This is a genomic window from Geodermatophilus sp. SMS 5-13 (assembly GCF_059428245.1).
On the sequence record NZ_CP165729.1, the window covers coordinates 3078028 to 3101476 of the forward strand.

The 23449-nt window shown below is 73.7% G+C and carries 24 protein-coding genes; 11 read left to right on the forward strand and 13 right to left on the reverse strand.

What is annotated here, in order from left to right; genetic code table 11:
* Window positions 1-15 precede the first annotated feature (15 nt).
* Window positions 16-858: a class II glutamine amidotransferase gene (locus AB3388_RS14895; protein ID WP_495406061.1), complete on the reverse strand. Its 843-nt coding sequence runs from the start codon at window positions 856-858 to the stop codon at window positions 16-18.
* A gap of 281 nt (window positions 859-1139) precedes the next feature.
* On the opposite strand from AB3388_RS14895, the gene AB3388_RS14900 reads away from it, so the two are divergent.
* Both AB3388_RS14900 and glgX read left to right on the forward strand, forming a co-directional pair.
* Window positions 1140-3785 (forward strand): MGH1-like glycoside hydrolase domain-containing protein, encoded by a 2646-nt coding sequence (locus AB3388_RS14900; protein ID WP_495406062.1) that lies wholly within the window; start codon window positions 1140-1142, stop codon window positions 3783-3785.
* 5 nt (window positions 3786-3790) lie between these two features.
* Window positions 3791-5923, forward strand: coding sequence for a glycogen debranching protein GlgX (gene glgX / locus AB3388_RS14905; RefSeq protein ID WP_495406063.1), 2133 nt, complete (start codon window positions 3791-3793; stop codon window positions 5921-5923).
* A 57-nt stretch (window positions 5924-5980) separates the two neighbouring features.
* On the opposite strand, the gene AB3388_RS14910 is transcribed toward glgX, so the two are convergent.
* From AB3388_RS14910 to AB3388_RS14920, 3 genes are all read right to left on the reverse strand, one after another.
* Complete coding sequence (locus tag AB3388_RS14910; RefSeq protein WP_495406064.1) at window positions 5981-6493, reverse strand: DUF1269 domain-containing protein; 513 nt, start codon at window positions 6491-6493, stop codon at window positions 5981-5983.
* Window positions 6494-6563: 70 nt separating this feature from the next.
* Window positions 6564-6896 (reverse strand): SHOCT domain-containing protein, encoded by a 333-nt coding sequence (locus AB3388_RS14915; RefSeq protein WP_495406065.1) that lies wholly within the window; start codon window positions 6894-6896, stop codon window positions 6564-6566.
* Between the two features lie 53 nt (window positions 6897-6949).
* Window positions 6950-7531 carry an HdeD family acid-resistance protein gene (locus AB3388_RS14920; protein ID WP_495406066.1) on the reverse strand — a complete coding sequence of 194 codons (582 nt, stop codon included), beginning with the start codon at window positions 7529-7531 and terminating at the stop codon, window positions 6950-6952.
* A 114-nt stretch (window positions 7532-7645) separates the two neighbouring features.
* Here AB3388_RS14920 and AB3388_RS14925 point away from each other — a divergent pair, with 114 nt between their 5' ends.
* From AB3388_RS14925 to AB3388_RS14935, 3 genes are read left to right on the forward strand one after another with little or no spacing between them, the layout of a single operon-like run.
* Window positions 7646-8080, forward strand: coding sequence for a hypothetical protein (locus AB3388_RS14925; protein ID WP_495406067.1), 435 nt, complete (start codon window positions 7646-7648; stop codon window positions 8078-8080).
* A complete protein-coding gene (locus tag AB3388_RS14930) occupies window positions 8074-9513 on the forward strand; it encodes a DUF2252 domain-containing protein (protein WP_495406068.1) in 1440 nt (479 codons plus the stop codon). The genes AB3388_RS14925 and AB3388_RS14930 overlap by 7 nt, the downstream gene beginning before the upstream one ends.
* Before the next feature lie 58 nt (window positions 9514-9571).
* The gene (locus AB3388_RS14935) at window positions 9572-10129 is read left to right on the forward strand and encodes a potassium channel family protein (protein WP_495406069.1); all 558 of its coding nucleotides are present in this window, start codon (window positions 9572-9574) and stop codon (window positions 10127-10129) included.
* A gap of 10 nt (window positions 10130-10139) precedes the next feature.
* Here AB3388_RS14935 and AB3388_RS14940 read toward each other — a convergent pair whose 3' ends face one another.
* Window positions 10140-11723 carry an SHOCT domain-containing protein gene (locus AB3388_RS14940; RefSeq protein ID WP_495406070.1) on the reverse strand — a complete coding sequence of 528 codons (1584 nt, stop codon included), beginning with the start codon at window positions 11721-11723 and terminating at the stop codon, window positions 10140-10142.
* Between the two features lie 134 nt (window positions 11724-11857).
* On the opposite strand from AB3388_RS14940, the gene AB3388_RS14945 reads away from it, so the two are divergent.
* The 4 genes from AB3388_RS14945 to AB3388_RS14960 all read left to right on the forward strand — a co-directional run bounded on the left by AB3388_RS14945 (window position 11858) and on the right by AB3388_RS14960 (window position 16099).
* Window positions 11858-13705, forward strand: coding sequence for a glycoside hydrolase family 15 protein (locus AB3388_RS14945; protein WP_495406071.1), 1848 nt, complete (start codon window positions 11858-11860; stop codon window positions 13703-13705).
* 104 nt (window positions 13706-13809) lie between these two features.
* Window positions 13810-14175: a carboxymuconolactone decarboxylase family protein gene (locus AB3388_RS14950; RefSeq protein WP_495406072.1), complete on the forward strand. Its 366-nt coding sequence runs from the start codon at window positions 13810-13812 to the stop codon at window positions 14173-14175.
* Window positions 14176-14221: 46 nt separating this feature from the next.
* Window positions 14222-15643, forward strand: a complete 1422-nt coding sequence (locus tag AB3388_RS14955) for an MFS transporter (protein WP_495406073.1) — start codon at window positions 14222-14224, stop codon at window positions 15641-15643.
* Between the two features lie 21 nt (window positions 15644-15664).
* The gene (locus AB3388_RS14960; protein ID WP_495406074.1) at window positions 15665-16099 is read left to right on the forward strand and encodes a DUF1622 domain-containing protein; all 435 of its coding nucleotides are present in this window, start codon (window positions 15665-15667) and stop codon (window positions 16097-16099) included.
* Here AB3388_RS14960 and AB3388_RS14965 read toward each other — a convergent pair.
* From AB3388_RS14965 to AB3388_RS14980, 4 genes are all read right to left on the reverse strand, one after another.
* Window positions 16010-16495 carry a DUF7144 family membrane protein gene (locus AB3388_RS14965; protein ID WP_495406075.1) on the reverse strand — a complete coding sequence of 162 codons (486 nt, stop codon included), beginning with the start codon at window positions 16493-16495 and terminating at the stop codon, window positions 16010-16012. The genes AB3388_RS14960 and AB3388_RS14965 overlap by 90 nt on opposite strands.
* Before the next feature lie 65 nt (window positions 16496-16560).
* The gene (locus AB3388_RS14970; RefSeq protein ID WP_495406076.1) at window positions 16561-16935 is read right to left on the reverse strand and encodes an SHOCT domain-containing protein; all 375 of its coding nucleotides are present in this window, start codon (window positions 16933-16935) and stop codon (window positions 16561-16563) included.
* 87 nt (window positions 16936-17022) lie between these two features.
* Window positions 17023-17496, reverse strand: a complete 474-nt coding sequence (locus AB3388_RS14975; RefSeq protein WP_495406077.1) for a hypothetical protein — start codon at window positions 17494-17496, stop codon at window positions 17023-17025.
* Window positions 17497-17503: 7 nt separating this feature from the next.
* Complete coding sequence (locus AB3388_RS14980) at window positions 17504-17734, reverse strand: DUF8691 family protein (protein WP_495406078.1); 231 nt, start codon at window positions 17732-17734, stop codon at window positions 17504-17506.
* Between the two features lie 227 nt (window positions 17735-17961).
* On the opposite strand from AB3388_RS14980, the gene AB3388_RS14985 reads away from it, so the two are divergent.
* Together AB3388_RS14985 and AB3388_RS14990 are read left to right on the forward strand one after the other, a co-directional pair.
* On the forward strand, window positions 17962-18363 hold the full coding sequence (locus AB3388_RS14985; protein ID WP_495406079.1) for an SHOCT domain-containing protein: 402 nt from the start codon (window positions 17962-17964) through the stop codon (window positions 18361-18363).
* Between the two features lie 12 nt (window positions 18364-18375).
* On the forward strand, window positions 18376-18984 hold the full coding sequence (locus tag AB3388_RS14990) for an Rv1733c family protein (RefSeq protein WP_495406080.1): 609 nt from the start codon (window positions 18376-18378) through the stop codon (window positions 18982-18984).
* 13 nt (window positions 18985-18997) lie between these two features.
* Here the strand turns inward: AB3388_RS14990 and AB3388_RS14995 are convergent, their stop codons facing one another.
* The 4 genes from AB3388_RS14995 to AB3388_RS15010 form a co-directional block, all read right to left on the reverse strand.
* Window positions 18998-19486: a DUF6325 family protein gene (locus AB3388_RS14995; RefSeq protein ID WP_495406081.1), complete on the reverse strand. Its 489-nt coding sequence runs from the start codon at window positions 19484-19486 to the stop codon at window positions 18998-19000.
* 174 nt (window positions 19487-19660) lie between these two features.
* Window positions 19661-20125 (reverse strand): DUF7144 family membrane protein, encoded by a 465-nt coding sequence (locus AB3388_RS15000; protein WP_495406082.1) that lies wholly within the window; start codon window positions 20123-20125, stop codon window positions 19661-19663.
* Between the two features lie 111 nt (window positions 20126-20236).
* Window positions 20237-20608, reverse strand: a complete 372-nt coding sequence (locus AB3388_RS15005) for a hypothetical protein (protein WP_495406083.1) — start codon at window positions 20606-20608, stop codon at window positions 20237-20239.
* Window positions 20609-20714: 106 nt separating this feature from the next.
* The gene (locus AB3388_RS15010; protein ID WP_495406084.1) at window positions 20715-23408 is read right to left on the reverse strand and encodes a helix-turn-helix transcriptional regulator; all 2694 of its coding nucleotides are present in this window, start codon (window positions 23406-23408) and stop codon (window positions 20715-20717) included.
* Window positions 23409-23449 lie beyond the last annotated feature (41 nt).

The window sequence follows — 23449 nt, forward strand, 5'->3', positions numbered from 1 at the left end:
CCCCCGGGAGCGCGGTCATCCGGCCGGCTCGAGGACGGTGGGGGCGAACGGCAGGAACTCCTGCTCCCCCTTCCGGACGACGACGCAGGTCGACTCCGGCACCTCGCGCCAGGCGCCCCGCAGGTCACCGAGCGGCTCGGAGACGACGACCCGCGCGTCGTCGTCCAGCCGGTGCAGCACGGGGTTGTCCGGGTACTGCGCCTTGAGCGTGCCGACGTCGGTGCTGTGGAACAGCGACCGGGACCGCCCCTCGCTGGAGTACCGGAACGCCCAGAGGGTCTCGCCGTCCGTCGTCGCCACCGTCATCTGCAGGGGCCAGTCCTGGCCGTGCCGCCGGCCGACCTCCTCGATCAGGCCCACCGCGCGGGCGACCGCGGTCGGCGGGTCCTGCGCCAGCCCGAAGGTCAGCGCGAGGTGGAAGAACAGCTCGGAGTCGGTGGAGCCCTCGATGTCGGGGAACAGCTCGGGCGCGACGGCCAGCGCGAGGTCGCGCTTCACCGACCGGAATCCGGCGATCGAACCGTTGTGCGCCCACAGCCACCGCCCGTGGCGGAAGGGGTGGCAGTTGGTCTGCTGCACCGGGGTCCCCGTGGAGGCGCGCACGTGCGCCAGCACCATGCCCGACCGGACGTGGCCGGCGACCTCGCGCAGGTTCCGGTCGTTCCAGGCCGGCTCGATGCTCCGGAACAGCCCGGGCGTCTCCCGGTCGCCGTACCAGCCGACGCCGAACCCGTCGCCGTTGGTCGGCTCGACACCGAGCCGCGCGTGCAGGCTCTGCACGATCAGCGAGTTCTCGGGCACGTAGAGCAGGTCCTCCACCAGCAGCGGGGAACCGGCGTAGGCGATCCAGCGGCACACGACGCGCTCCTCAGGCGGTCGGGGTCGCGCGGACGGGGGTCACGGTCGGTGGTGCCGGAGCCTGGCTCATGGCGGACGCCCCCGTCTCCTCGGAACGGCGGAGTCATTGCAGCCACCGGGGGCCGGGGTGCTCCTCCTCCCCTGCGGATGACTTCCCTGGTCGTGCGGCCGCCCCCTCCGCCGCCGGTCATGCGCGGTGGAGGAGGTGCCGGGCGTCCTGCGGCCACGACCCTGGCCACGGCTGCCGGTGCACCCGGCCCCGGACGAAGGAGAGCGCGGTCATGGGCGGTGCCCGGCAGGGGGCGGCGGAGGTGCTCGGCGCGGAGAAGGAGCGCCTGCGGCGGGCGGACGCGGGCGAGCAGGGCTGGCGCCGGTGGGGGCCCTACGTCGCCGCCCGTGCGTGGGGCACCGTGCGGGAGGACTACAGCCCCGACGGGGAGTCCTGGTGGTCCTTCCCGCACGACCACGCCCGCTCCCGCGCCTACCGCTGGTCCGAGGACGGCATGGCCGCGATCTGCGACGACGAGCAGCGGCTCTGCCTCGGAATCGCGCTGTGGAACGGGCGCGACCCGATCCTCAAGGAGCGGATGTTCGGCCTGGCCGGCCCTGAGGGGAACCACGGCGAGGACGTCAAGGAGTACTGGTGGTACCTCGACTCCACGCCCACCCACTCGTGGATGCGCTGGCGCTACCACTACCCGCAGGCCGAGTTCCCGTACGCCCGGCTCGTCGAGGAGAACGCGCGCCGCGGCAAGGACGTCGGCGAGTTCGAGCTGCTGGACACCGGAGTCTTCGACGAGGGGTACTGGCAGGTCACCGTCGACCACGCGAAGGCGGGGCCGGACGACCTGCTGATGCGCGTCACGGTGCGCAACCTCGGCGCCGGGACCGCCACGCTGCACGTCCTGCCGACGCTGTGGTTCCGCAACACGTGGCAGTGGTCCCCCGGGGCGCCCCGCCCTCTCCTGCGCCTCGACGGCGACCGGATCGTCGCCGAGCACAATGAGCTGGGCTCCTACGAGCTCTCCTGGGACGGCGAGCCCGAGGCGATGTTCTGCGAGAACGAGACCAACCTGCGCCGCCTGTACGGGGTCGACCGGGGCACGCCGTACCCGAAGGACGGGATCGGCGACGCGGTCGTCTCCGGGGCGGCGACGGTCGACCCCGAGCACCGTGGCACCAAGGCCGCCCTGGTCCACCGCCTGACCGTCGAGCCAGGGGGGACGGCGGAGGTGCGGATCCGGCTGGCGCGGCAGGCGGGCGACGTCGGCGCCGGCTTCACCGACCTGCTGACGGCGCGCCGGGCGGAGGCCGACGAGTTCTACGCCGGGCTCACGCCGGACGACGCGACCGACGACGAGGCGCGGATCATGCGGCAGGCCTTCGCCGGGCTGCTGTGGTGCAAGCAGTACTACCACTACGACGTCGACCGCTGGCTCGACGGCGACCCCGGCCAGCCCGCGCCGCCGGAGCGGCGCCGGCTCGGCCGCAACGCCGGCTGGCAGCACCTGCACGCCGGCGACGTGATCCTCATGCCCGACGACTGGGAGTACCCGTGGTTCGCCGCCTGGGACCTCGCCTTCCACGCCGTCGCGCTGGCCCACGTCGACCCGGAGCTGGCCAAGCAGCAGCTGCTGCTGCTCACCTCCGAGTGGTACATGACGCCGCGCGGTCAGCTGCCGGCGTACGAGTACGACTTCGGTGACGTCAACCCGCCCGTGCACGCGCTGGCCGCCATGCGGGTGTTCGCGATCGACGGTGGCCGGGACGTCGACTGGCTGACGAAGATCTTCAACAAGCTGCTCGTCAACTTCACCTGGTGGATGAACCGGGTCGACGTCGACGGCAAGGACCTCTTCGCCGGAGGCTTCCTGGGCCTGGACAACATCGCGCCGTTCGACCGGAACCACCCGCCGGACCTCGGCGGCCGGCTGGTCGAGGTCGACGGCACGGCATGGGTGGCGCTGTTCGAGCTGAGCCTGCTCGGCATGGCGGTGACCCTCGCCGTCGAGCGCCCGGCCTACGAGGACATCGCGGTCAAGTTCTTCGAGCACTTCTGGGTCATCGCGCTCGCGATGGCCGACCAGGGCCTGTGGGACGAGGAGGACGGGATGTACTACAGCGCCGTCCACGCCCCGGACGGGAGGTCCTGGCCCATCCGGGCGCACTCGATCGACGCGCTGCTGCCGCTGGCGGCGTTCGTGGCCCCGCCGGAGAAGCTGCTCGAGCAGCTCCCGACGCTCCGGCGCCGGGTCGAGTGGTTCGCCGGCCACTACGGCGACCGCCTCGACGCGCTCGCCGAGTTCGAGCACACGGGCCCCGAGGGCCGCCGGCTGATGTCGGTCTTCGGGCGGCGCCGGCTCGAACGGGTGCTGCCCCGGCTGCTCGACGAGGCGGAGTTCCTCTCCCCCTACGGCGTGCGAGCGGTCTCCCGCTTCCACCTCGACCAGCCCCTCGACCTGGGCGCGGCCGGACGGCTGGACTACGAGCCGGGCGAGTCGCGCACCGGCATGTTCGGCGGCAACTCCAACTGGCGCGGGCCGATCTGGTTCCCGATGAACTACCTGATCATCAACGCCCTCGCCCGGCTGGACGCCTACTTCGGCGACGAGCTGACCGTCGAGGTGCCGACCGGATCGGGAACCCGCGTGCGCCTGCTCGACGCCGCACGGGTCCTCGGCGACCGGCTGGTGGCGATCTTCGCCGACGACCCGGCCGGACGGCGGCCGGTGTTCGGCGGCTACGAGCGCATGCAGACCGACCCGGACTGGCACGACCAGCTGCTGTTCCACGAGTACTTCCACGGCGACACCGGAGCCGGCCTCGGCGCCTCGCACCAGACCGGCTGGACGGCGCTCGTGGCGGACCTGATCACCAGCCGCCGCTCCCCCGGCTTCGTGGCGGCCGACCGCTCCTCCGGAGGCTGAGCGCGATGCGCGTGCACCGCGGATCCCCGTACCCGCTGGGCGCGACCTGGGACGGGCGGGGGGTGAACCTCGCCGTCTTCTCCGAGGTGGCCGAGGCGATCGAGCTGTGCCTGTTCGACGAGCCGGCGAGCATCCGGGAGGCGGCGCGGATCGCCCTGCCGGCCTCGACCGGCGGCATCTGGCACGGCTACTTCCCCGACCTGCGCCCCGGTCAGCTCTACGGCCTGCGCGTCTCGGGGCCCTACCGCCCCGCCGAGGGACACCGGTGCAACCCGAGCAAGGTGCTCTTCGACCCCTACGCCCGGGCGGTCGGCCGCGACGTCCACCACGACGACACCCTCCTCGGCCACGTGCCCGGCGCGGCGGACGAGGACCCGACCCCGGACCTCGCCGACAGCGCCGCCAGCGCGCCCCTCGCCGCCGTCGTCGACCCCGCCTTCACCTGGGGCAGCGACACCCGGCCCCGGCGCGCCCTCGCCGACACCGTCGTCCACGAGCTGCACGTCAAGGGCTTCACGAAGCGCCATCCCGGCGTGCCCGAGCCGCTGCGCGGCACCTACGCCGGCCTCGGCTCGCCCGCGGCGCTGGAGCACCTGCTGCATCTCGGCGTGACCGCCGTGGAGCTGCTGCCCGTGCACTACCGGGTGAGCGAGCGCTTCCTCGTCGAGGAGGGGCTGACCAACTACTGGGGCTACAACACCCTCGGCTTCTTCGCCCCCGACCCCCGGCTGGCCGCGGCGGCCGACCCGCACGGCGTGGTGCGGGAGTTCAAGACGATGGTCGCCACCCTGCACGACGCCGGCATCGCCGTGCTGCTCGACGTCGTCTACAACCACACGGCCGAGGGCAGCGAGCTCGGCCCCACCCTCGCCTTCCGCGGGATCGACAACGCCGCCTACTACCACCTGGCCGACGACCGACGGCGCACCTACGACGTCACCGGCACCGGCAACACGCTGAACGTCGGGCACCCGCGCACGCTGCAGCTGATCACCGACAGCCTGCGGTACTGGGTGCAGGAGATGCACGTCGACGGCTTCCGCTTCGACCTCGCCCCCGCCCTGGCGCGGGAGTTCCGCGAGTACGACAAGCTCTCCTCCTTCTTCGACCTGCTGCTGCAGGATCCGGTGCTCAACCAGGTGCACCTGATCGCCGAGCCGTGGGACGTCGGCCCGGGCGGCTACGACGTCGGCAACTTCCCGGTCAACTGGTCGGAGTGGAACGGGCGCTTCCGCGACACCGTCCGCCGGTTCTGGGCCGGCCGGCCGCAGCAGCTCGGCGACCTCGCCACCCGGCTGTCCGGATCGTCGGACCTCTACGGGGACGACGGCCGGCGCCCGTCGGCGAGCATCAACTTCGTCACGGTCCACGACGGGTTCACCCTCGCCGACCTCGTCAGCCACGAGCGCAAGCACAACGAGGCGAACCGGCAGGACAACCGCGACGGCACCGACACCAACGACAGCTGGAACTGCGGCATCGAGGGCCCGTCGACCGACCCCGCGGTCACCGCGCTGCGGCGGCGGCAGGTGCGCAACCTGCTGCTCACCCTCGTGCTCAGCCAGGGCGTGCCGATGCTGCAGGCCGGCGACGAGTTCGGGCACACCCAGGGCGGCAACAACAACGCCTACTGCCAGGACAACGAGCTGACCTGGCTGGACTGGAGCTGGCTGGAGGCCGCGGACGACGACGAGCGCCGCTCGCTGGTCGGGTTCACCCGGCGGCTGCTGCGGCTGCGCGCGGACGAGCCGGTGTTCCGCCGCCGCGACTTCTTCCAGGGCCGGCCGATCACCGGCGGCGACGTGAAGGACGTCTACTGGATCAACCCCGGCGGCTGGGAGATGCAGCAGGGCGACTGGGGCACCCCGTTGCAGGGCCTCGGCGTCCTGCTCGTCGGCGAGGAGATCAGCGAGCGCGACGAGCAGGGCCGCTCCATCACCGGCAACAGCTACCTCCTGCTGCTCAACGCCGGCGACGCCGCGGTCGAGTTCCTCTGCCCGGCCCGGCTCGCGGCGCTGGACCTGGAGGTCGTGCTCGACACCGCCGGCACCGACCGGGAGGGGCAGCCGGTGAAGGACGCCTACGAACTGCCCGCGCACTCCGCGGCGGTTCTTCGCGTCAGCCGCCCGGTGGCCTGACGACGCGGGAGGGGCCCGGCCGCCGATGCGGCCGGGCCCCTCCACGGTGTCGCGCGCTCAGCCGGCCGGTTCCGGCGTCCGCTCCTCCTCCGCGAACACCTCGCGGAGCTTGTCCTCCTGCTCGTGGCTGAGGTTGGTCTCGACGAGGACCATCTCCTGGCCCTGGAAGGCCTCCTTGACCTTGTCGACGACCGCGCCGGAGGAGAGGACGAACAGCGCCGACGTCCCCGGCTGGATCTCCTCCCGCATCCGCCGGATGAAGGAGTCGTCGATGCCGACGTCGCTCATGCTGCCGGCGAGCGCGCCCATACCGGCGCCGATCGCCATGCCGAGCAGCGGGATGAAGAAGATCAGGCCGAACAGCATCCCCCAGAACGCGCCGCCGAGGGCGCCTGCCCCCGCCAGGTTGTTGAGCTGACGGGTCTTCGGCTTCTTCGCACCCTCGGGGTAGGTGACGATCGCGGCGTCGTGGATCTGGATGAGCTCCTTGCGCTGGAGGTCCTTGAGCGTCTCCTCCGCGATCGCCGCGCCGTTCGCGGTCGGGAACTTCCAGACGGTCATGGTGGCCATGAACTTCTCTCCTCGCGGTCGTGCTCTTCTCGGGGGTGGAGCGGCCGGGACCGGGTGGTCCCGGGGTCGGTCAGGAGTTGAGGATCTTGTTCTTCTGCACCTCGAACTCGGCGTCGGTGAGGACGCCGGCGTTGTGCAGGTCCCCCAGCTGCTTGAGCTGGGCGAGCTTGGTGTCGTAGCTGGTGCCGGACGGAGCGTCCTGCTGGTACTGCGGTTCCTCGTACTGCGGTTCTGCGTAGGCGGGTTGCTGCGGCTGCGCCTGGGTCGGTGCCATGTAGGCCGGCTGGGCGGACCCCTGGTTCGCCCACTTGTTGGCCTGGCGTCGCGAGACGCGGTTGGACACGGCGGTGGCCGTGCCGGCGACGACGGCGGTGCGGGCCATCCCGCGGAGCAGTCCGGGCATGTCGACTCCAGGAATCGAAGGCGGCGCCGGTCCGGCCGGCACCTCGGATCGGGTCAGGCCGCCGCCGGGGTGGTGTCCCGGGCGCCGGGATGCCAGAAGGCGGAGACGAGCAGCAGGAGACCGAAGGCGGCGATCTGCGCGCCGAGGATCAGGGAGAGCACGAACACGGTCGCCTGCGGCCAGGTGATGGCCACCACGCCGATCACCACGTTGACCGCGCCGGCGACGACCAGCCACCCCCAGCCGTCGATCTCGTGCCGGGCGGCGACGGCCAGGCCGACCCGCGCCGCGCCGTGCAGGATCAGCGACAGGCCGGTGATGAGGGCGAGGGCGAACAGCGTGATCCCCGGCCACGCGACGGCGAGGACGCCGCCGATCACGAGGATCGCCCCGAGGACGACCGAGCCCCACCGCCGCCGCTCGGACTGCCAGCCGACGGCGACCTCGAGCAGGCCCCCGATCACGAACGACAGGCCGAGCAGCAGGGCGAGGGTGCGTGCGGCGGCCACCGGGTCGAACAACAGGACGACGCCCACGACGACGGCGGCCAGGCCGAGCAGGCCGATGGCCACGCGCAGGCCGGTGTGCCTGGTCGGCGTCGCGCCCTCCGACGGGCTGGTGACGTTCGCGGTCATTCCGGCTCCTTCGCGACCGAGATCCCGGCGCCGAGCGTCGCGCCGCCAGGCCCGTCCGGACCTCATCCAGCGCGGATGACGCAGCGTCCGGCCGCGCACCGGCACCGTCGGGTCATGCGCAGCAGATCCGCAGCGGCCGTCGTGGCCGCGCTCGTCGGCGTCGGTGGGCTCGCCGCGTGCTCGTCGGGTTCCGATTCGGAGACCGCCACGGCGACGTCGTCCCCGCCCGACGTCTGCGCGTCCGCCGACGACCTGCGGGCGTCGGTGGCCGGGCTGGGCGACGTCGACGTGCTCCAGGGCGGCCTCGACGCCGTGGAGCAGGCGTGGACGAACGTCCAGGCCGACTGGATGCAGCTGGCCGACGACGCCCGGGCGGAGCACGCCGACGCGGTGGACACCGTGCAGACCGACGTCGACGCCGTCCAGGCCGCCGTCGACCGCGCGAAGGCCGCGCCGAACGCCGCGAACCTGGGCGCCCTCGCCTCCGAGGTCGGGACCTTCCTGACCGACTCCGACGCACTCCTCGACGATGTGAGGTCGACATGCTGACCGTGGACCGCCCGCCCACCGCGCCGGAGACCGCCCCGCGCACCCGGCGCCCCACGCCCAAGGAGCGGCGCGCCGCGGGCAAGGCGCTGCGGGCCGGCGCGCCGCTCGACGCGCACGCCGCGTTCAGCCGGACGAAGGCGTCCCGCGACCCGCTGACCCTGCTCGAGGAGCAGGCCGCCGACCGGCTCCCGGAGCTCCGGGACATCCGCTACGGGCGGATGCTCGCGTCTCCCTTCGCCTTCTACCGTGGCGCCGCCCGGGTCATGGCCGCCGACCTCGCCACCGCGCCCGTGTCCGGCCTCACCGTGCAGATGTGCGGGGACGCGCACGTGTCCAACTTCGGGCTGTACGGCTCCCCCGAGCGGCGGCTGGTGTTCGACGCCAACGACTTCGACGAGACGCTGCCCGGGCCGTTCGAGCACGATGTCAAGCGGCTGGTGGCCAGCCTCGTCGTCGCCGCCCGCGGCAAGGGCATCGGGCGCAAGCAGCGGCGCGCCGCCGCGATCGCCGCCGGCGCCGCGTACCGGCGGGCGATGGCGGAGTTCGCCGACACCCGGGACATCGACGTCTGGTACTCGCACATCGACGCCGACGACACGCTGCGGGAGCTGGCCCCGCGGCTGGACAACGGGGCACGCAAGCGGCTGGCGCGGGCGCTGGACAAGGCCCGGACGCGCGACACCATGCAGGCGTTCGGGAAGCTGACCGAGGTGGTCGACGGCCGGCTGCGGATCCGCACCGAGGCGCCGTTGCTCGTCCCGCTGCGCGACGTCGTGCAGCCGGCCGAGGAGGAGGACTTCGCGGCGTCGTTCCACGGGCTGATCCGCCAGTACCGGACGTCCCTGCAGGTCGACCGCCGCACGCTGCTCGAGCGCTACTCCTTCGTCGACATGGCCCTCAAGGTCGTCGGCGTGGGCAGCGTGGGCACCCGCTGCTGGGTCGTGCTGCTCGTCGGGCGCGACGAGGACGACCCGCTGCTGCTGCAGGTCAAGGAGGCCGGGGCCTCGGTGCACGCGGAGTTCGTCGGCAAGAGCCGGTACGCCAACCAGGGGCAGCGGGTGGTCGCCGGCCAGCGGCTGATGCAGCAGGCCAGCGACATCTTCCTCGGCTGGCAGCGCAGCACGGGGATCGACGGCGTCGACCGGGACTTCTACGTCCGGCAGCTCCGGGACTGGAAGGGGTCGCTCGAGATCGACGAGCTCCGCCCCGAAGGGCTGACGATCTACGGCGAGATGTGCGCGTGGTGCCTCGCCCGGGCGCACGCCCGCTCCGGCGACCGCATCGCCATCGCCGGGTACCTCGGCTCCTCCCCCGCGTTCGAGAACGCGCTCGCCGACTTCGGCGAGACGTATGCCGACGTCACCGAGCGCGACCACCGGTCGCTGGCCGAGGCCGCGGCGGCGGGCCGGGTGCCGGCACGGTCGGACCTCTGACCCTGCTCACCCAGCGGGGGTGATCCTGTCCCGCCGGTCCGCGCCGGAGCATGCCCGCGTGGACGTTCCCCCGCGCACCGGCGGAGGGCCGGGGCGGGGCGCGCTGCTCCGGGGCCTCGCCCGCACGCTGCTCACGTCGTCCGGCCTGCTCGTCCTCTACTTCGTGCTGCCGCTGGACCGGGCGTTCACCGCGGCGACGCTCGCCGGGCTCGGCGCCGGCGTCCTGGCGATGGGACTGCTCATGGCCTGGCAGGTGCGGGCGATCCTGCGCGCGACGCATCCCGCCCTGCGCGCGGTGGAGTCCGTCGCGCTGTCCCTGCCGCTGTTCCTGCTGCTCTTCGCCGTGGCGTACGTGGTGCTCGACAGCAGCGACCCCGGGGCCTTCACCGAGCCGCTGAGCCGCATCGACAGCCTGTACTTCGTGATCACCGTCTTCGCCACGGTGGGCTTCGGTGACATCAGCGCGTCGAGCGAGCTGGCCCGGGTGCTGGTGACCGTGCAGATGGTGGTCGACCTGCTGCTCATCGGCCTGGTCCTGCGGGTGTTCGTGAGCGCGGTCGACCGGGGCCGGCGCAGGGCCGCCGAGCGCGAGTCGTCCACGGCCGGCGGCTCCTGACGCGCCGGGGTCACACCGACAGCAGCCGGGCCTTCTCGCGGGCGAACTCCTCGTCGGTCAGCACCCCCGCGTCGTGCGCCTGGCCGAGGCGCACCAGCAGGTCGAGCCGGCCGCTGAGGCTGGAGAGCACCTCGGGACGGAGCACCGGTTCTTCGAGCTCCCGCACCGGCGCGGGAGGGGCGGCGACCGCCGTCCGGCCGGCACCGGCCCCCACGAGTGCGGGAGCGGCGGCACCGTCGGTCGAGGGCCGCGGCACCGGCAGCGCCACCGATCCGTCGGCCCCGGCCGGCTGGTCGACCGCCCGCGCCTCGGCCTCGGCGAGGCCCTCCAACCGGGCATCCTTCGCCACCTCGGCGGGCGCCTTCGACCGCAGCCACTCCAGCGCCCAGACGTAGAGAGCGACCACGGCGCCGATCCAGATGAGCACGGACAGCGTCGGCGACGGCCAGAGCAGCAGGACGACGACGCCGACGCCGATGCCCGCCCACCGCGCCGTCCGGAAGTGCGCCTCGACGAACGCGCCGAAGGCCGCGGCCCGCCGGTCGAGCTCCATGCCCTGCACGAACGCGCGGGTCTCGGCCGCGACCCGCTTCGGCCAGGACTCCTCGCGGACCGGCTCCGGCTCGGCGCCCTCGACCGCGGGGCTCGCGGCGGCCGCCGCCGCGGCGGCCGCGCGCTCCTCGCGCCGGCGCTGGACCTGCGCCCGGGCGGCGGCGGTCCCGCGCCGGATCCCGGACACGATGCCGAGGTGCCCCCAGACGAGGGTCTCGACGAGGACGAACAGGGCGATGACGAGCAGCCACAGCGTCCACACCCGCAGGCTCCCGGCCAGCACGTCGTAGACGGCGCCGACGGCGTCCCGGTTCTCCGGCCGGGCCGCCGTGATCACCTGCCCGCGGGCGACCCGCAGCGTCAGCAGGGCGAGGAACGCCAGCACCGCCGTCGTGACCGCCCACGCGCGCAGCGTGCCCCGGCGGCGCCGGGAGACCCCGAGCGCCCCGGCCAGCGCGACCAGGGCGATCAGGCCGAGCCACCACCACACCGACTTGAGCAGGTCGATGGCGTTGTAGAGCTGGGGCGCGTCGGACGGGGTGACGACCGTGAACCCCACGTCGTCCGGGACGAGGTCCAGGACCTGACCCGCGATGCCCGTCTTCAGCGAGTCCGGGACCCGCGCCTTGGCCTGCCCCAGGGTGAACCGCACCGGCTGGCCGTTGATCAGCTGGTCGTGCGCCGAGGTGATCGCCGCCTCGGTCAGCGGCCGGAACGGGTCGTTGGAGAGCAGCCGCCCGACGCCCGCGGAGATCACCGACTGCACGCCGCTCTCCACGGTGGGCTGGAACCGCTGCAGGCGCGGCGGGAGGGCGTCGACGACGGCGGTGATGGCGTCCTGCACCTGCGTGTTCGCCATGACCGTGGCCGTGACCTCCTGGTTGACCCGCGCCTCCACCTCGGGCAGGTCGGCGATCGTCTCCACGTTCGACACGAAGACCTGCGTGTTGATCACGTTGTGCCGGACCCACAGCGAGGTGCTGGACAGGAACAGGCACAGCGAGCTGAGCAGGATCAGCAGACCGACAGCGAAGCGGCGCATGAGCTTGTCCTCTCCCGCGGCAGGCGGGCGCGGCGCCCGGCCGTCAGCGGCCCAGGGTGGTTCCGGACCCGCTCGCGGCTCATCACCCCCCGGGGATGAGGCGTCCACGGACCGCCGCGGCGACGGTCGGCCGCATGACCCAGACCGCCCCGCTCGAGACCGCGATCGCCGACCACGGCATCATCGGCGACCTGCAGACCGCCGCGCTCGTCACCACCGACGGGTCGATCGACTGGTTCTGCTCCCCCCGCTTCGACTCCCCGAGCATCTTCGGTGCCCTGCTGGACGACGAACGCGGCGGCCGCTTCCGCATCCGCCCGCGGGGCACCGGCTGGACGTCCAAGCAGGCGTACTTCCCGGACACCGCGGTGCTGGTCACCCGGTTCTTCACCGACAGCGGCACCGGCCAGGTGGTCGACTTCATGCCGCCGGCCGGAGCCGCGGCCACGGGCCGGCACCGGCTGGTCCGGCTGCTGAACTGCGTGCGCGGCCAGATCAGCTTCGAGGTCGACGTCGCGCCGCGCTTCGACTACGGGCGGCAACCGCACCGCATCGAGGTCAGCGAGAACGGGGCGGTCTTCCGGTCCGACGGGGAATCGCTGACCATGCATCTGGTCCGCGAGCCGGACGACGAGCACCTCGGCCGCGGCAACATCGTGGACGGGGACCTGCAGGCGTCGATCACGCTCGGCGCGGGGCAGACCCGCGGCGTGGTGGTCGAGACCGGAGGCGACGGCCCGCCGCGGGAGATCCACCCGGCCGAGATCCAGCAGCTGTTCGACGAGACGGTGGGCTTCTGGCGCGCGTGGCTGGCCAGGTCGACCTACCGGGGCCGCTGGCGGGAGATGATCAACCGCTCGGCGATCACGCTGAAGCTGATGACCTACGCGCCGAGCGGCGGCTTGGTGGCGGCGCCGACGACCGGGCTGCCCGAGCAGGTGGGCGGCGAGCGCAACTGGGACTACCGCTTCACCTGGGTGCGCGACGCCTCGTTCTCGGTCTTCGCGCTCATGCGGCTCGGCTTCCGCGAGGAGGCCGGCCAGTTCGGGGTGTGGCTTGCCGACCGGATCCGGGAGCGGGCCGGCAGCGACAGCGGACCGCTGAACATCATGTACCGCATCGACGGCTCCTCCGATCTCAAGGAGGACGAACTCGAGAACTGGCGCGGCTACCGCGGGTCGGCCCCGGTGCGGATCGGCAACGGCGCCGCCGAGCAGCTGCAGCTGGACATCTACGGCGAGGCCCTCGACAGCATGTACGCCGGGATCCGGGCCGGGCTGCCGCTGAACCACCAGGGCTGGACGGCGATCAGCCAGGTGCTGGACTGGCTGGCCGAGAACTGGGACCAGCCCGAAGAGGGCATCTGGGAGACCCGCGGCGGGCGGCAGCCGTTCACGTACGGCCGGGTGATGTGCTGGGTGGCCTTCGACCGCGGGATCCGGCTGGCCGCCGAGCACGGCCGCCCCGCCCCGCTGGACCGCTGGACCGCCGAACGGGACCAGATCTACCGGCAGGTCATGGACCGGGGCTTCCACTTCCAGCGCCAGGCGTTCGTGCAGCACTACAACACCGAGGTCCTCGACGCCGCGCTGCTGCGCATGCCGACGGTGGGCTTCATCGACGGCCGCGATCCGCGGTGGACCACGACCCTGCAGGCGATGGACTCCGAGCTGGTGACCGACAGCCTGGTCTACCGGTACAACCCCGAGGCCTCCCCCGACGGGCTCCAGGGCTCGGAGGGCACCTTCTCGCTGTGCAGCTTCGCCTACGTCGACGCGCTGACCCGCGCCGGGCGGCTCGACGACGCCCGCACCGCCTTCGAGAAGATGCTGACCTACGCCAACCACGTCGGGCTGTTCTCCGAGGAGATCGCCCTGACCGGGGAGCAGATCGGCAACTTCCCGCAGGCGTTCACCCACCTGTCCCTCATCGACGCGGCGGTCACCCTCGACGCCGCGCTCGACGGGCGGCCGCCTCGCTGAGCCGCCGGCGCCTCGTCCGCGGCGGGTGACGACGGACGGTGTCCGGCTGCCGAGGCTGGACGCCGTCCGCCCCGCATGCAGGAACCCCGCATCCAGGAGGAGCCATGACCCAGGCCGCACCCGAGAACGCACTCCCCCGCATCGCCCAGGGCGACGCGCCCGTCCTCGAGCAGGTGCTCGCCATGAACCTCGACGCGCTCGAGCGGTCGGGGCTGGATGCCGAGACCTACCTGCTGGTCCGGCTCGCGGCGCTGGTCGCGATGGATGCCGCGCCGGCGTCCTACCTCGTCACCCTCGAGGCGGCAGCGGACTCGGACGTGACGCTGGAGAAGGCGCAGGCCGTGCTGGTCGCCATCGCCCCGATCGTCGGCAGCGCCCGGATCACCGCCGCGGCCGGCAACGTCGTCCGCGCGGTCCTCGGGGCGGCGGCCCTCGCCGACCAGGTGGTCCCGGAGCAGCGCACCGAGTAGGTCCCGCCCGACCGTCCGGCGCCGATCCCGCATCGGAGGACATGCCATGACCAGGACCGGCGCCGGCAGCGGTGCGGCGGTGGCGACGGCGGGCGCCGTCGTCCTGCCGCTCGCGCTCGCCCAGTTCATCGCCAGCTACGCAGCGTCGAACATGAACGTGGCGATCAGCACGATCGCCGAGGACCTCGACACCGACGTCGCGGGGATCCAGACCACCATCACGCTGTTCACGCTGACGATGGCGGCGCTGATGATCCCGGGCAGCAAGCTGACCGACATCTGGGGCCGCAAGTTCTGCTTCATCCTCGGGCTGATCATCTACGCGGCCGGAGCGCTCCTCGCCTCGCTCGCCCAGGGCCTGGGCATGCTGACCATCGGCTACTCCCTGCTGGAGGGGGTCGGCTCGGCGCTGCTGATCCCGCCCATCTACATCCTCATCACCGTCTTCTTCACCGACATGAAGACCCGCGCCAAGTGGTTCGGCGTGGTCAGCGGTGCCGCCGGCCTCGGCTCCGCCACCGGACCGCTGATCGGGGGCCTGATCACCAGCTACATCAGCTGGCGGGCCTCGTTCCTGCTGCAGGTGCTGGTCGTGGCGGCCATCGCGCTGCTCGCGCGGCGGATCGCCGATCCGCCGCCGGCCGCCGACCGGCCGCCGTTCGACGTGGTCGGCGCCGTGCTGTCGGCGGCCGGGCTGTTCCTCCTCGTCTTCGGCATCCTGCAGACCAACACCTACGGCTGGGGAGCGGCCCGGGTGTGGATCCTGGTCGCGCTCGGCGCCCTGGTCCTCGCCGTGTACTTCCTGTACGCGCAGACCCGGGAGCGGCGCGGTCACCCACCGCTGGTGTCGCCCTCGCTGTTCCGCAACCGGACGTCGAACCTCGGCCTGGTCACCCAGACCGTCCAGTGGCTGGTCATGCAGGGGGCGTTCTTCGTGATCTCGGTGTTCCTGCAGCAGGAGCGGGGCTTCTCGGCGATCCAGACCGGTCTGATGCTGGTGCCGGCCACGATCGGCGTCCTGCTGGCCTCGGGGCTGGCGCAGCGGATGGCCAGCCGGCATCCGCAGCGGCGGCTGATCCGGGCCGGGTTCACGCTGACCATCGTCGGTCTCGGGCTGCTGCTGGCACTGGCGCGGGTGGACTCCGCGATCTGGACGTACTGGCCGGGTCTGTTCCTGATGGGGTTCGGCGTCGGCGTGATGCTCACCGCGTCGGTCAACGTCGTCCAGTCGGCGTGGCCGGAGAAGGTCCAGGGCGACATCTCCGGTGTCTCGCGCAGCGTCTCCAACCTCGGTTCGTCCCTGGGCGTGGCCATCGCCGGCTCGGTGCTCGTCGTGGCGGCGACCGCCGGCAACCGGCAGTTCGTCGCGGCCATCCTGGTGGTGGAGTGCTTCGCCGTCATCGGCTGGGTCGCCGCGCTGCTCCTCCCCCGCGCGCCGAAGCCGGCGCCGGAGGGTGCCCGGACCTGAGGCCCGGCCGCGGAGCCCGCCATGTCCTTCTCCGACGTGATGGAGCGGACGGCGCAGCTGTTCGAGGTGGTCGGCGCCGTCGTCCTGCTCCTCGGGCTGGTGCTGGCGCTCGGGCAGGCGGCCCGCTGCTGGCGGCGCGGGCGGGACGGCGCGACGGTCTACCGGGTGCTGCGCCGGTCGTTCGGGGCGGCGATCCTGCTCGGCCTGGAGGTGCTGGTCGCCGCCGACCTGGTGCGCACGGTGGCCGTGGCGCCGACGCTGGAGAACGTGCTGATCCTGGCCGTGATCGTGCTGATCCGGACCGTCCTCAGCTTCTCGCTCGAGGTCGAGATCGAGGGGGTGCTGCCGTGGCGGCGGCGCCGGGCCTCAGCCGTCCTCGAGCTCCCAGCCGTGCACGGTCAGCGCGTAGATGACGACGACGTCGAGGGCGATCAGCAGCGTCGACCAGACGGGTGAGGCGCCCAGGAAGCCGAGGTTCACCACCGCGGAGAGCCCGGCGACGACGACGCCGGTGATCCGGGCCCAGCGGTGCGCGCCCCGCAGGATCCCGGCCGCGGCGACCAGGGCCAGCAGCCCCCCGAGCAGGTGGACCCAGCCCCACGCCGCGTAGCTGTGCAGCGCGAGCAGCCGGTTGGTCCGGAAGGTGAAGTACTCCTCGTCGACCAGGGCGACGAGCCCGAGGACCGCCCAGAACAGGCCGATCAGCGCCATGATCACGGCACCGAAGTAGGCCCAGTTCTGCCAGCTCCCCGACGTCGACCGCGAGGGGGCGGGGAGCGGGGCGGCGAGGCGGGACAGGGACTCGTCCGTGCCCACCGGGGTCGGCTGCGCATCGTGCGGGGTCTGGGACATGACGGCTCCTCAGGGACGACGGACGGGCCGGCGGCCGCCGGGAGCGCGGCCGCTCCGGGGCTGGGTCAGCTGTGCACCGACGGCACCATGCGCTGGTACTCCTGGGGCGTGATGGCGCCGCTCTGCAGGAGGTCGCGGGCCTTCGCCAGCTGCTCGGCCTCGGCGTCGGCCGCCACCGACCGGATGTAGGCGTCGGTCGCCGCGCGCTGCCGCTCGGCTGCCCGCACGGCCCGCTCCGTCATCGCGTTGCCCTGCGAGATCAGGTAGACGAACACCCCGAGGAACGGCAGGAGCAGGGTGACGACGACCCAGCCGGCCTTGCCCCAGCCGCCGATGTCGGTGCGCGAGAACAGGTCGCCGTAGACCCGGAAGAGCAGCATGAACCACAGGACCCAGCAGAAGATGATCAGCAGGGTCCAGAACAGGTCGAGCAGCGGCATGGGTCCTCCCTCGCACGGGTGCGTCGCGGCAGATCCTGGCCTGCCCCGGGGCCTGCGCCTTCACCCCGGTGGGATGACCGGCGCACCTCAGCCCCCGCGCTCGCGGGGCGCGTCGGGGAGGCCCGACAGGGCCGCGGTCAGGAAGGGGCCGACGAGCCGGTCGGCGCTCTCGGCCGCCACGGCGATCTCCACCATCCCCAGGTCGCGCCCGGTCAGCCGCAGGGCGACCGGCCGCTTCCCCAGGCCGCGCACCTCGCCCGGCCCCAGGGCCTGGATCGTGACGTCCCGGGCGACGCCGACGCGCAGCGGCGTGAGCCACAGCCGCAGCGCGCCGGACCGGACCAGCAGCACGTCGTCGACCCAGGTCGCCCACGAGCGGCGCAGGCACCACCGCGCACGGTGCCCGCGCCGGCCGGGCGGCGGCCCGAGGCGGCAGCGGAAGGACGGCAGGCGACGGGCGTAGCGGACCCGGGCCCACACCGTCAGGACGGCGACGGTCGCGCCCGCGGAGACGGCCGACCCGGCGAGGAACGCACCGGTCACCGCCAGGCCGGACGACATCGCGCGCTCAGGTCGCGCCGCTGTCGGACGGATCGGGAGTGGCGGTGCGGACCTCCATCAGGTCCAGCCCCAGGCTGCGCAACCGCTGCAGCATGCCGTGCAACCCCGGCTGATCCGTCGGCTCCGTCCGGAGGATCGTCAGCGGCGGTTCCTCGCCGAGGTCCTCCGCGCCGATCTCCTCGAGAACCTCGGCGGGGACCGGTCCACGCACCCGGAGCTCGTACACCTGACGTCCCATCTGCGCGCTCCTTCCGGCTCGGGCGGGCACCGTTGCGCAAGGCCCTCCAGAGAGCCGTTCGGCGAGCCGGACGATTCCTCCGCCCGCCCCGGGACGCCCCGGTCCGATCCGATGGCCGAGCCTGGCCCGTGCCGCCACCTGCGACCTCATCCGGGCCGGACGATGGTTCCGCGACCCGGCGGTCACCATCCTGAGCGGGACACAGCATCCCCTCGTGGAGGTGGACCATGATCGCGGCCGCCGATGACTACCCGCTGGTCGACCTGATGTGGACGTTCGTCCTCTTCTTCGCGCTGCTGGTCTACTTCTGGCTGGTCATCACGGTCTTCGCCGACCTCTTCCGCCGGCACGACGTCTCCGGCTGGGCCAAGGCCGGCTGGATCGTGTTCGTCCTCGTGATCCCGCTGATCGGCTCGCTCACGTACCTGATCACCCAGGGCCGCGCGATGGCCGACCGCGACACCCGGCAGGCCGAGGCGGCGAAGCAGCAGACCGACGACTACATCCGGTCGGTCGCGGCGCCGGGCTTCCACGGCGTCGACGAGATCGCCCGCGCCAAGGAGCTGCTCGACCGCGGCGCGATCAGCCAGGAGGAGTTCGAGCAGCTCAAGCGGCGCGTCCTGGTCTGAGGCCGGCCGCCCATGACCGCGCCGAGGGACCGCCCGGTCCGCCGGTCGCTGCGCCGGTTCGCCCTCGGCTCCGGACCGCTCAAGCGCGGCTCGGACCGCGTCCAGATGATCGGCCGGCTCGTCGTCGTCCTCGCGTTCCTCGCCGCCCCCGTGCTCGCCGTGGCCGCTGCCGGCGCGACGACCGCGCGCCTCGAGGCGGTCGCGGCCGTCGAGGTGGCCGAGCGGATCCCGGCCCGCGCCGTGCTGCTGGAGGACGCGCCGGCACGGCGCCCGGACGGCGACGGCGCCTACTCGGCCACGACGGTGGTCGCGCTGGCCGTGTGGCCGGTGCCCGGCGGGACGTCCCGGGAGGGCCTGGTGCCGGTCGCGCCCGGCACCGCGGAGGGCACGGCCGTGCCGGTGTGGGTGACCGCGGAGGGCGTCCTGTCCCGGGCACCGCTGGACCGCGCCACGATCCCGGCGTCGGCGGCGGCCATGGGTGCGTCGGCACTGATCGCGGTGCCCATGGCGACGTGCACCCTCTACGCGTTCCTGTGCTACGCCCTGGACGCCCACCGGGCCCGCCGGTGGGCGCTGGACTGGGCCGCGGTGGAGCCGGACTGGAACTCCCGGCTCCTGTAGCCGGGGCCGGCGGTCAGCCGACCGGCTCCCGGGAGGCCGTCTGCTCCTCGGCCTCGAGGGCGTCGAGGGTCTCGACCAGGGCCTGGACCGGGATGTGGCCGGAGGCCACGAGCCGGCCGCCGGAACGGCGCAGCGCGGCGGCGAACGGCGTGGCCCACGTGTTCTCGTAGACCAGCACGCCGGCCGCCGTGCCCGGCTCCAGCGCCTCGGCGGCCTCGGCGACGTCGTCCGGGCCGAGCAGGCCGGAGGCCGCGCCGTCGAACAGTGCCGCCTCGAGCACCTGCATCCGCTGCAGGTCGACCTGGGTGAGCGTCGTGACGCTGCCGTCCTCGCCCTTGCGCAGGAACACGAGGTCGAGGATGCGGATGACGCCCCGGTCGACGAGGTCGACGAGCAGCGGCAGCGCCTCGCCGGTCATCCGGTCGGTCGGAAAGGCCACCACGATGTAGTCGATGGGGCCGAGGTCGTCGAGGTCGGGTGCCTGCTCGAGGTCTGCGGTCATGTCTCCTCCAGCGGACGAGGATTGGGGAGCGGTCGCCGGCCACGGTCCCCCGGCCGGCCCGCCCCGCACGTCACCCGGGGCGGACGATCCGGCTGCGCGAGCCATCCCGGAACACGACCCGGCCCGCTCCGCGGTGCGCGGCGGAGCGGGCCGGGGCGGGTCGGGGGGCGGAGCTCAGCGGTAGTAGCCCTTGAGCTCGCGCCCGTGGACGATGATCGCGTAGATCACGATGACGTCGAGCGTGATCATGATGGCCGACCACACCGGGTAGGCCGAGATGAACGCCAGGTTCACCAGCGCGCTCAGGCAGGCGATGATCACGCCGACCACCCGCGCCGCCATGTTCCCGGCCAGGAGCCCCATGCCGGCGAGGACGCCGATGACGCCGATCGTCAGGTGGATCCAGCCCCATGTGTTGTAGTCGACGTTCACGATGAGGCCGGAGGAGTTCACCGCGTAGAAGCCGTCGTCGAACAGGGCCACGAGGCCTTCGATGATCTGGAACGCGCCCAGCATGATCAGCATGACGCCACCGAAGACGACCCAGCCGGCCCACGCCGTCGGCGCCTCGCCGTACCGGTCGTCGGTGTCGGCGTATCCGGTGTTCTCCGGGGTCCCGCGGTTCGAGGTGCCCGTCATGTGCCTGTCCTCCTAGCTGCGGTGGTGTGCGTCCGCAGCGTCGTGCTCCCTCCGGCGGCGCGGCATCGTCCGCATCGAATGAACGCGATCGGCCCCGCGCGGCGCACCGGGTCACCCGGCGGAGCAACCATCCGGTGCGGGACCGGACCCCGGCCCCGGCTGGGTGGTCCTCGCCCGGAAGGGGACGACGACGCCGTCGGCGGGGACCTCCCCGGACTCGTCCGCGAGCGCGTCCTGCGGGGCAGGCTGGTCCCGGGGCCGGGCGCGCGGTTCGGGGCACCGCCGGATCTCCAGGACCTGCACGCCGCGCTCGATCAGCCGGTGCAGCAGCTCCGAGAGGTCGCAGTCGGTGGGCACGCGGATCCGGTACACCGTGTTGCGCGGCACGGCGGCCCGCTGCACGGGCACGCGGAAGGTGGTGAGGGCCGCCCTGCTGACCAGGGTGCCGACCCGTAGCTCGTACCGGGTCCCAGCCGCCTCCATCGCCATCGTCCTCCCACTGGGCGGGCGCCTGCTTCGCTGTTCTTCGCGATCACGCTTCCCCTGCGGCTGTCGGCCCGCCTCGTCCGGCGCGTACGAGGTGCGGCGGTCAGAGCAGGCCGCGCTCGCGCGCCCGCCGGACCGCCTGGTTGCGCCGGCTCACCGCCAGCTTGCGCAGGATGCTGCGGATGTGCGTGCGCACCGTGTTCACCGAGATGAACATGGTGGCCGCGATCTCCGCCGTGGAGAGCATCTCCGCGAGGTACCGCAGGACCTCCATCTCGCGGTCGCTCAGCTCCTGCATGACCACGGGTCCCGCCGCGGCCGCCGGCGCGCCGGTCTCGGTCGGACGAGGCTGCGCCCCGCTCGACGGGTTGAGCCAGGCACCCAGCGACTGCAACCGCGGGTGGGTCCGCAGCAGGCGGCGCGCCTGGGGCGGGGTGTCGACGAACGGCCAGCGCAGCATCTCCGGCCGGGCCAGCTCGAGCGCGGCGGCGAGCTCCTCGGCCGCCGCGGTCACCCGGCCGGCCTCGAGCAGCTGGCACGCCCGGATGACCGCCGACTCCACCGCCTCGGCCACGGACGCCGAGGGCTCGGCCGTCACCGGCTCGTCCGTCGTCGGCTCCCCGCCGAGGAGGCCGGCGGCCGCGCGCACCCGCCGGCTCCACGGCTCGTCGGAGCTGCGGTCCCGGAGGATGGCCAGGCCCGCGTCGACGTGCCCACGGGCCACGGCGAGCCGGACCACCTCGGTCACGACCTGCTCCGCGACCCACCGGGGCAGGCGAGGTCCCTGCAGGTGCGGACGCAGGACCTGCTCCGCGAGGTCGTACTCGTGGCGCAGGCGGAACTGCTGCGCCTGCAGCACGGCCTGCAGCGGGACGGGGCCCAGCGCCGCGCCCGGGCCGCCGGACCGATCGCGCTGGCGGGCCCGTCCCGACCACTCGCGCGCCTCGACCAGGGCGTAGCGGCGGAGGTGGACCCAGGCGAGCGCCGTCGCCGCGGCCGGGTCGCGGGCGGCCTCGTCCGCGCCGTCCTCGCCGGCGATCGCCTCGGCCTCCCCGGCGAGCTGGGCGGCCCGGGTCAGGTTCCCCTCCAGCGCTTCCACGAGGGCGAGCCGGCCGACCGCGCGGCAGCGCAGCCGGCGGGAGCCCGCGGCCTGGGCGGCGGTCGCCGCGGCGCGCAGCACGCCGAGCAGCGCGCCCGTGGGGGCGTCCGTGCGCAGGATGGCCGACACCCGCAGGTCGCTCAGCACCGCCGCGCACTCCCGCCGCGCCTGGCCCTCGTCGTCGGGCAGTTCGGCGACGAGCGCGGCGGCGGCATCGACACGGGCGAGGGACGGCGCGGCCGCGGTGCCCTCCCCCGCACCCGCCGTCAGGCAGGCGAGCGTGGCCGACACGCGCAACGGGAGCCGGTTGCCCTCGTCCTGCGCGCGGCCCGCCGCGGCGAGGTCGTCGGGTGCCGGGGCGCGCCCCCCGGCCACGGCGGCGACGGTCCGGATCACCGCGGCCTCGGAGCCGGGCAGCGCCGGTGGGAGGGACTGCAGGCTGCGCAGGGCCGGATCGGTGCCGTGCGCCAGCAGGCGGGCGACGAGCAGGTCGTCGATCAGCAGCCGGGTGACGAAGGCCCAGTCCTCGGCGGCGACGGCGTGGCCGACCGCCTCCGGGGCGCGCCCGGCCGCGGCGTACCACTCGGCGCAGATCCGGTGCAGGGCCGCCAGCTCGCCCGGGTGCTCGTAGCCGAGCTGGGCCTGCAGCATCTCCCGGAACAGGGGGTGGATGCGGAAGCCGCCGGGGGCGCCCGGGGACTCCTCGACGAAGGCGTTGGCGTGCGCCAGCCCGGCGAGGGCGTGCCGGACGTTCTTGCGGGCGCAGAGCCGGTCCACCAGGTCGGGCCACAGCTCCGCGGTCACGCTGGTGCGCAGCAGGACCCGGCGGACGCTGGCCGGCTGCCCCTCCAGGACCTCCGCGAAGAGGTACTGGGCCACGCTGCCGTCGTCGTGCGCGAGCGACGTCACCAGCCGCTCCGGCGGCACGCCCTGCCGCAGCGGTGCCGCGGCGAGCCGGAGGCCGACCGCCCAGCCCTGCGTCTCCGCGCACAGGGCCGCCGCGACCTCCGCCGTCACCGGCACGCCCATCGCGGCGAGCAGCTCACCGGTCTCGTCGGGCGTGAAGCCCAGCTGGTCGGTGCGGATCTCGGCGAGCGTCCCGGCCAGCCGGTACCGGTGGAGGGGCAGCAGCGGGTCCGCCCGGGCGCAGAGCACCAGGCGGAGCCGGCTGGCCGCGTTCCGGAGCAGCAGATCGAGGCCGGCGACGATGGACCGGTCGGTGAGGTGGTCGGCGTTGTCGACCACCAGCACGACCGGCTGCGGGCAGGCGGCGAGGTCCGCGGCCAGGCGGGGGATCCACCAGCCGGGCGGCGGCTCGCCGCCGACCATCGTCGGCACCTCGGACAGCCGCACGCCGGCGCCGGTCAGCGCCTCCACGACGTAGCACCAGAAGGTCGCCGGGTCGTCGTCGTAGTCGTCCAGGGTCAGCCAGCCGATCGTCCGCCCCGCGTCCTGGCTCTGCCGCCAGGAGGCCGCCAGCACCGTCTTGCCCGAGCCGGCGGGGCCGGACAGGAGGGTGAGCGGCGAGCGCTGCACCTCCCGCGTGAGCAGGGTGAGCAGGCGGGGACGGAGCACCGTGGCATGAGCGGGCTGCGGCGGGGCGAGCTTCGACGCCAGCAGCGCCATGCGGTGCCGCTCCGGTGCGCCGCCCCGCCCGCCGGGCGGCGGGGACGTTCCGGCGGTCGACAACCCGGTCATGCGATGCCCTCCCAGGTGCCCCTCCGGCCGGTCTTCGTGCC

Coding starts and splice junctions, on each gene's coding strand:
- AB3388_RS14900 (WP_495406062.1), top strand. CDS start 1,140: ATGGGCGGTGCCCGGCAGGGGGCGGCGGAGGTGCTCGGCGCGGAGAAG.
- glgX (WP_495406063.1), top strand. CDS start 3,791: ATGCGCGTGCACCGCGGATCCCCGTACCCGCTGGGCGCGACCTGGGAC.
- AB3388_RS14910 (WP_495406064.1), bottom strand. CDS start 6,493: ATGGCCACCATGACCGTCTGGAAGTTCCCGACCGCGAACGGCGCGGCG.
- AB3388_RS14915 (WP_495406065.1), bottom strand. CDS start 6,896: ATGCCCGGACTGCTCCGCGGGATGGCCCGCACCGCCGTCGTCGCCGGC.
- AB3388_RS14920 (WP_495406066.1), bottom strand. CDS start 7,531: ATGACCGCGAACGTCACCAGCCCGTCGGAGGGCGCGACGCCGACCAGG.
- AB3388_RS14925 (WP_495406067.1), top strand. CDS start 7,646: ATGCGCAGCAGATCCGCAGCGGCCGTCGTGGCCGCGCTCGTCGGCGTC.
- AB3388_RS14930 (WP_495406068.1), top strand. CDS start 8,074: ATGCTGACCGTGGACCGCCCGCCCACCGCGCCGGAGACCGCCCCGCGC.
- AB3388_RS14940 (WP_495406070.1), bottom strand. CDS start 11,723: ATGCGCCGCTTCGCTGTCGGTCTGCTGATCCTGCTCAGCTCGCTGTGC.
- AB3388_RS14945 (WP_495406071.1), top strand. CDS start 11,858: ATGACCCAGACCGCCCCGCTCGAGACCGCGATCGCCGACCACGGCATC.
- AB3388_RS14950 (WP_495406072.1), top strand. CDS start 13,810: ATGACCCAGGCCGCACCCGAGAACGCACTCCCCCGCATCGCCCAGGGC.
- AB3388_RS14955 (WP_495406073.1), top strand. CDS start 14,222: ATGACCAGGACCGGCGCCGGCAGCGGTGCGGCGGTGGCGACGGCGGGC.
- AB3388_RS14960 (WP_495406074.1), top strand. CDS start 15,665: ATGTCCTTCTCCGACGTGATGGAGCGGACGGCGCAGCTGTTCGAGGTG.
- AB3388_RS14965 (WP_495406075.1), bottom strand. CDS start 16,495: ATGTCCCAGACCCCGCACGATGCGCAGCCGACCCCGGTGGGCACGGAC.
- AB3388_RS14970 (WP_495406076.1), bottom strand. CDS start 16,935: ATGCCGCTGCTCGACCTGTTCTGGACCCTGCTGATCATCTTCTGCTGG.
- AB3388_RS14975 (WP_495406077.1), bottom strand. CDS start 17,496: ATGTCGTCCGGCCTGGCGGTGACCGGTGCGTTCCTCGCCGGGTCGGCC.
- AB3388_RS14980 (WP_495406078.1), bottom strand. CDS start 17,734: ATGGGACGTCAGGTGTACGAGCTCCGGGTGCGTGGACCGGTCCCCGCC.
- AB3388_RS14985 (WP_495406079.1), top strand. CDS start 17,962: ATGATCGCGGCCGCCGATGACTACCCGCTGGTCGACCTGATGTGGACG.
- AB3388_RS14990 (WP_495406080.1), top strand. CDS start 18,376: ATGACCGCGCCGAGGGACCGCCCGGTCCGCCGGTCGCTGCGCCGGTTC.
- AB3388_RS14995 (WP_495406081.1), bottom strand. CDS start 19,486: ATGACCGCAGACCTCGAGCAGGCACCCGACCTCGACGACCTCGGCCCC.
- AB3388_RS15000 (WP_495406082.1), bottom strand. CDS start 20,125: ATGACGGGCACCTCGAACCGCGGGACCCCGGAGAACACCGGATACGCC.
- AB3388_RS15005 (WP_495406083.1), bottom strand. CDS start 20,608: ATGGAGGCGGCTGGGACCCGGTACGAGCTACGGGTCGGCACCCTGGTC.
- AB3388_RS15010 (WP_495406084.1), bottom strand. CDS start 23,408: ATGACCGGGTTGTCGACCGCCGGAACGTCCCCGCCGCCCGGCGGGCGG.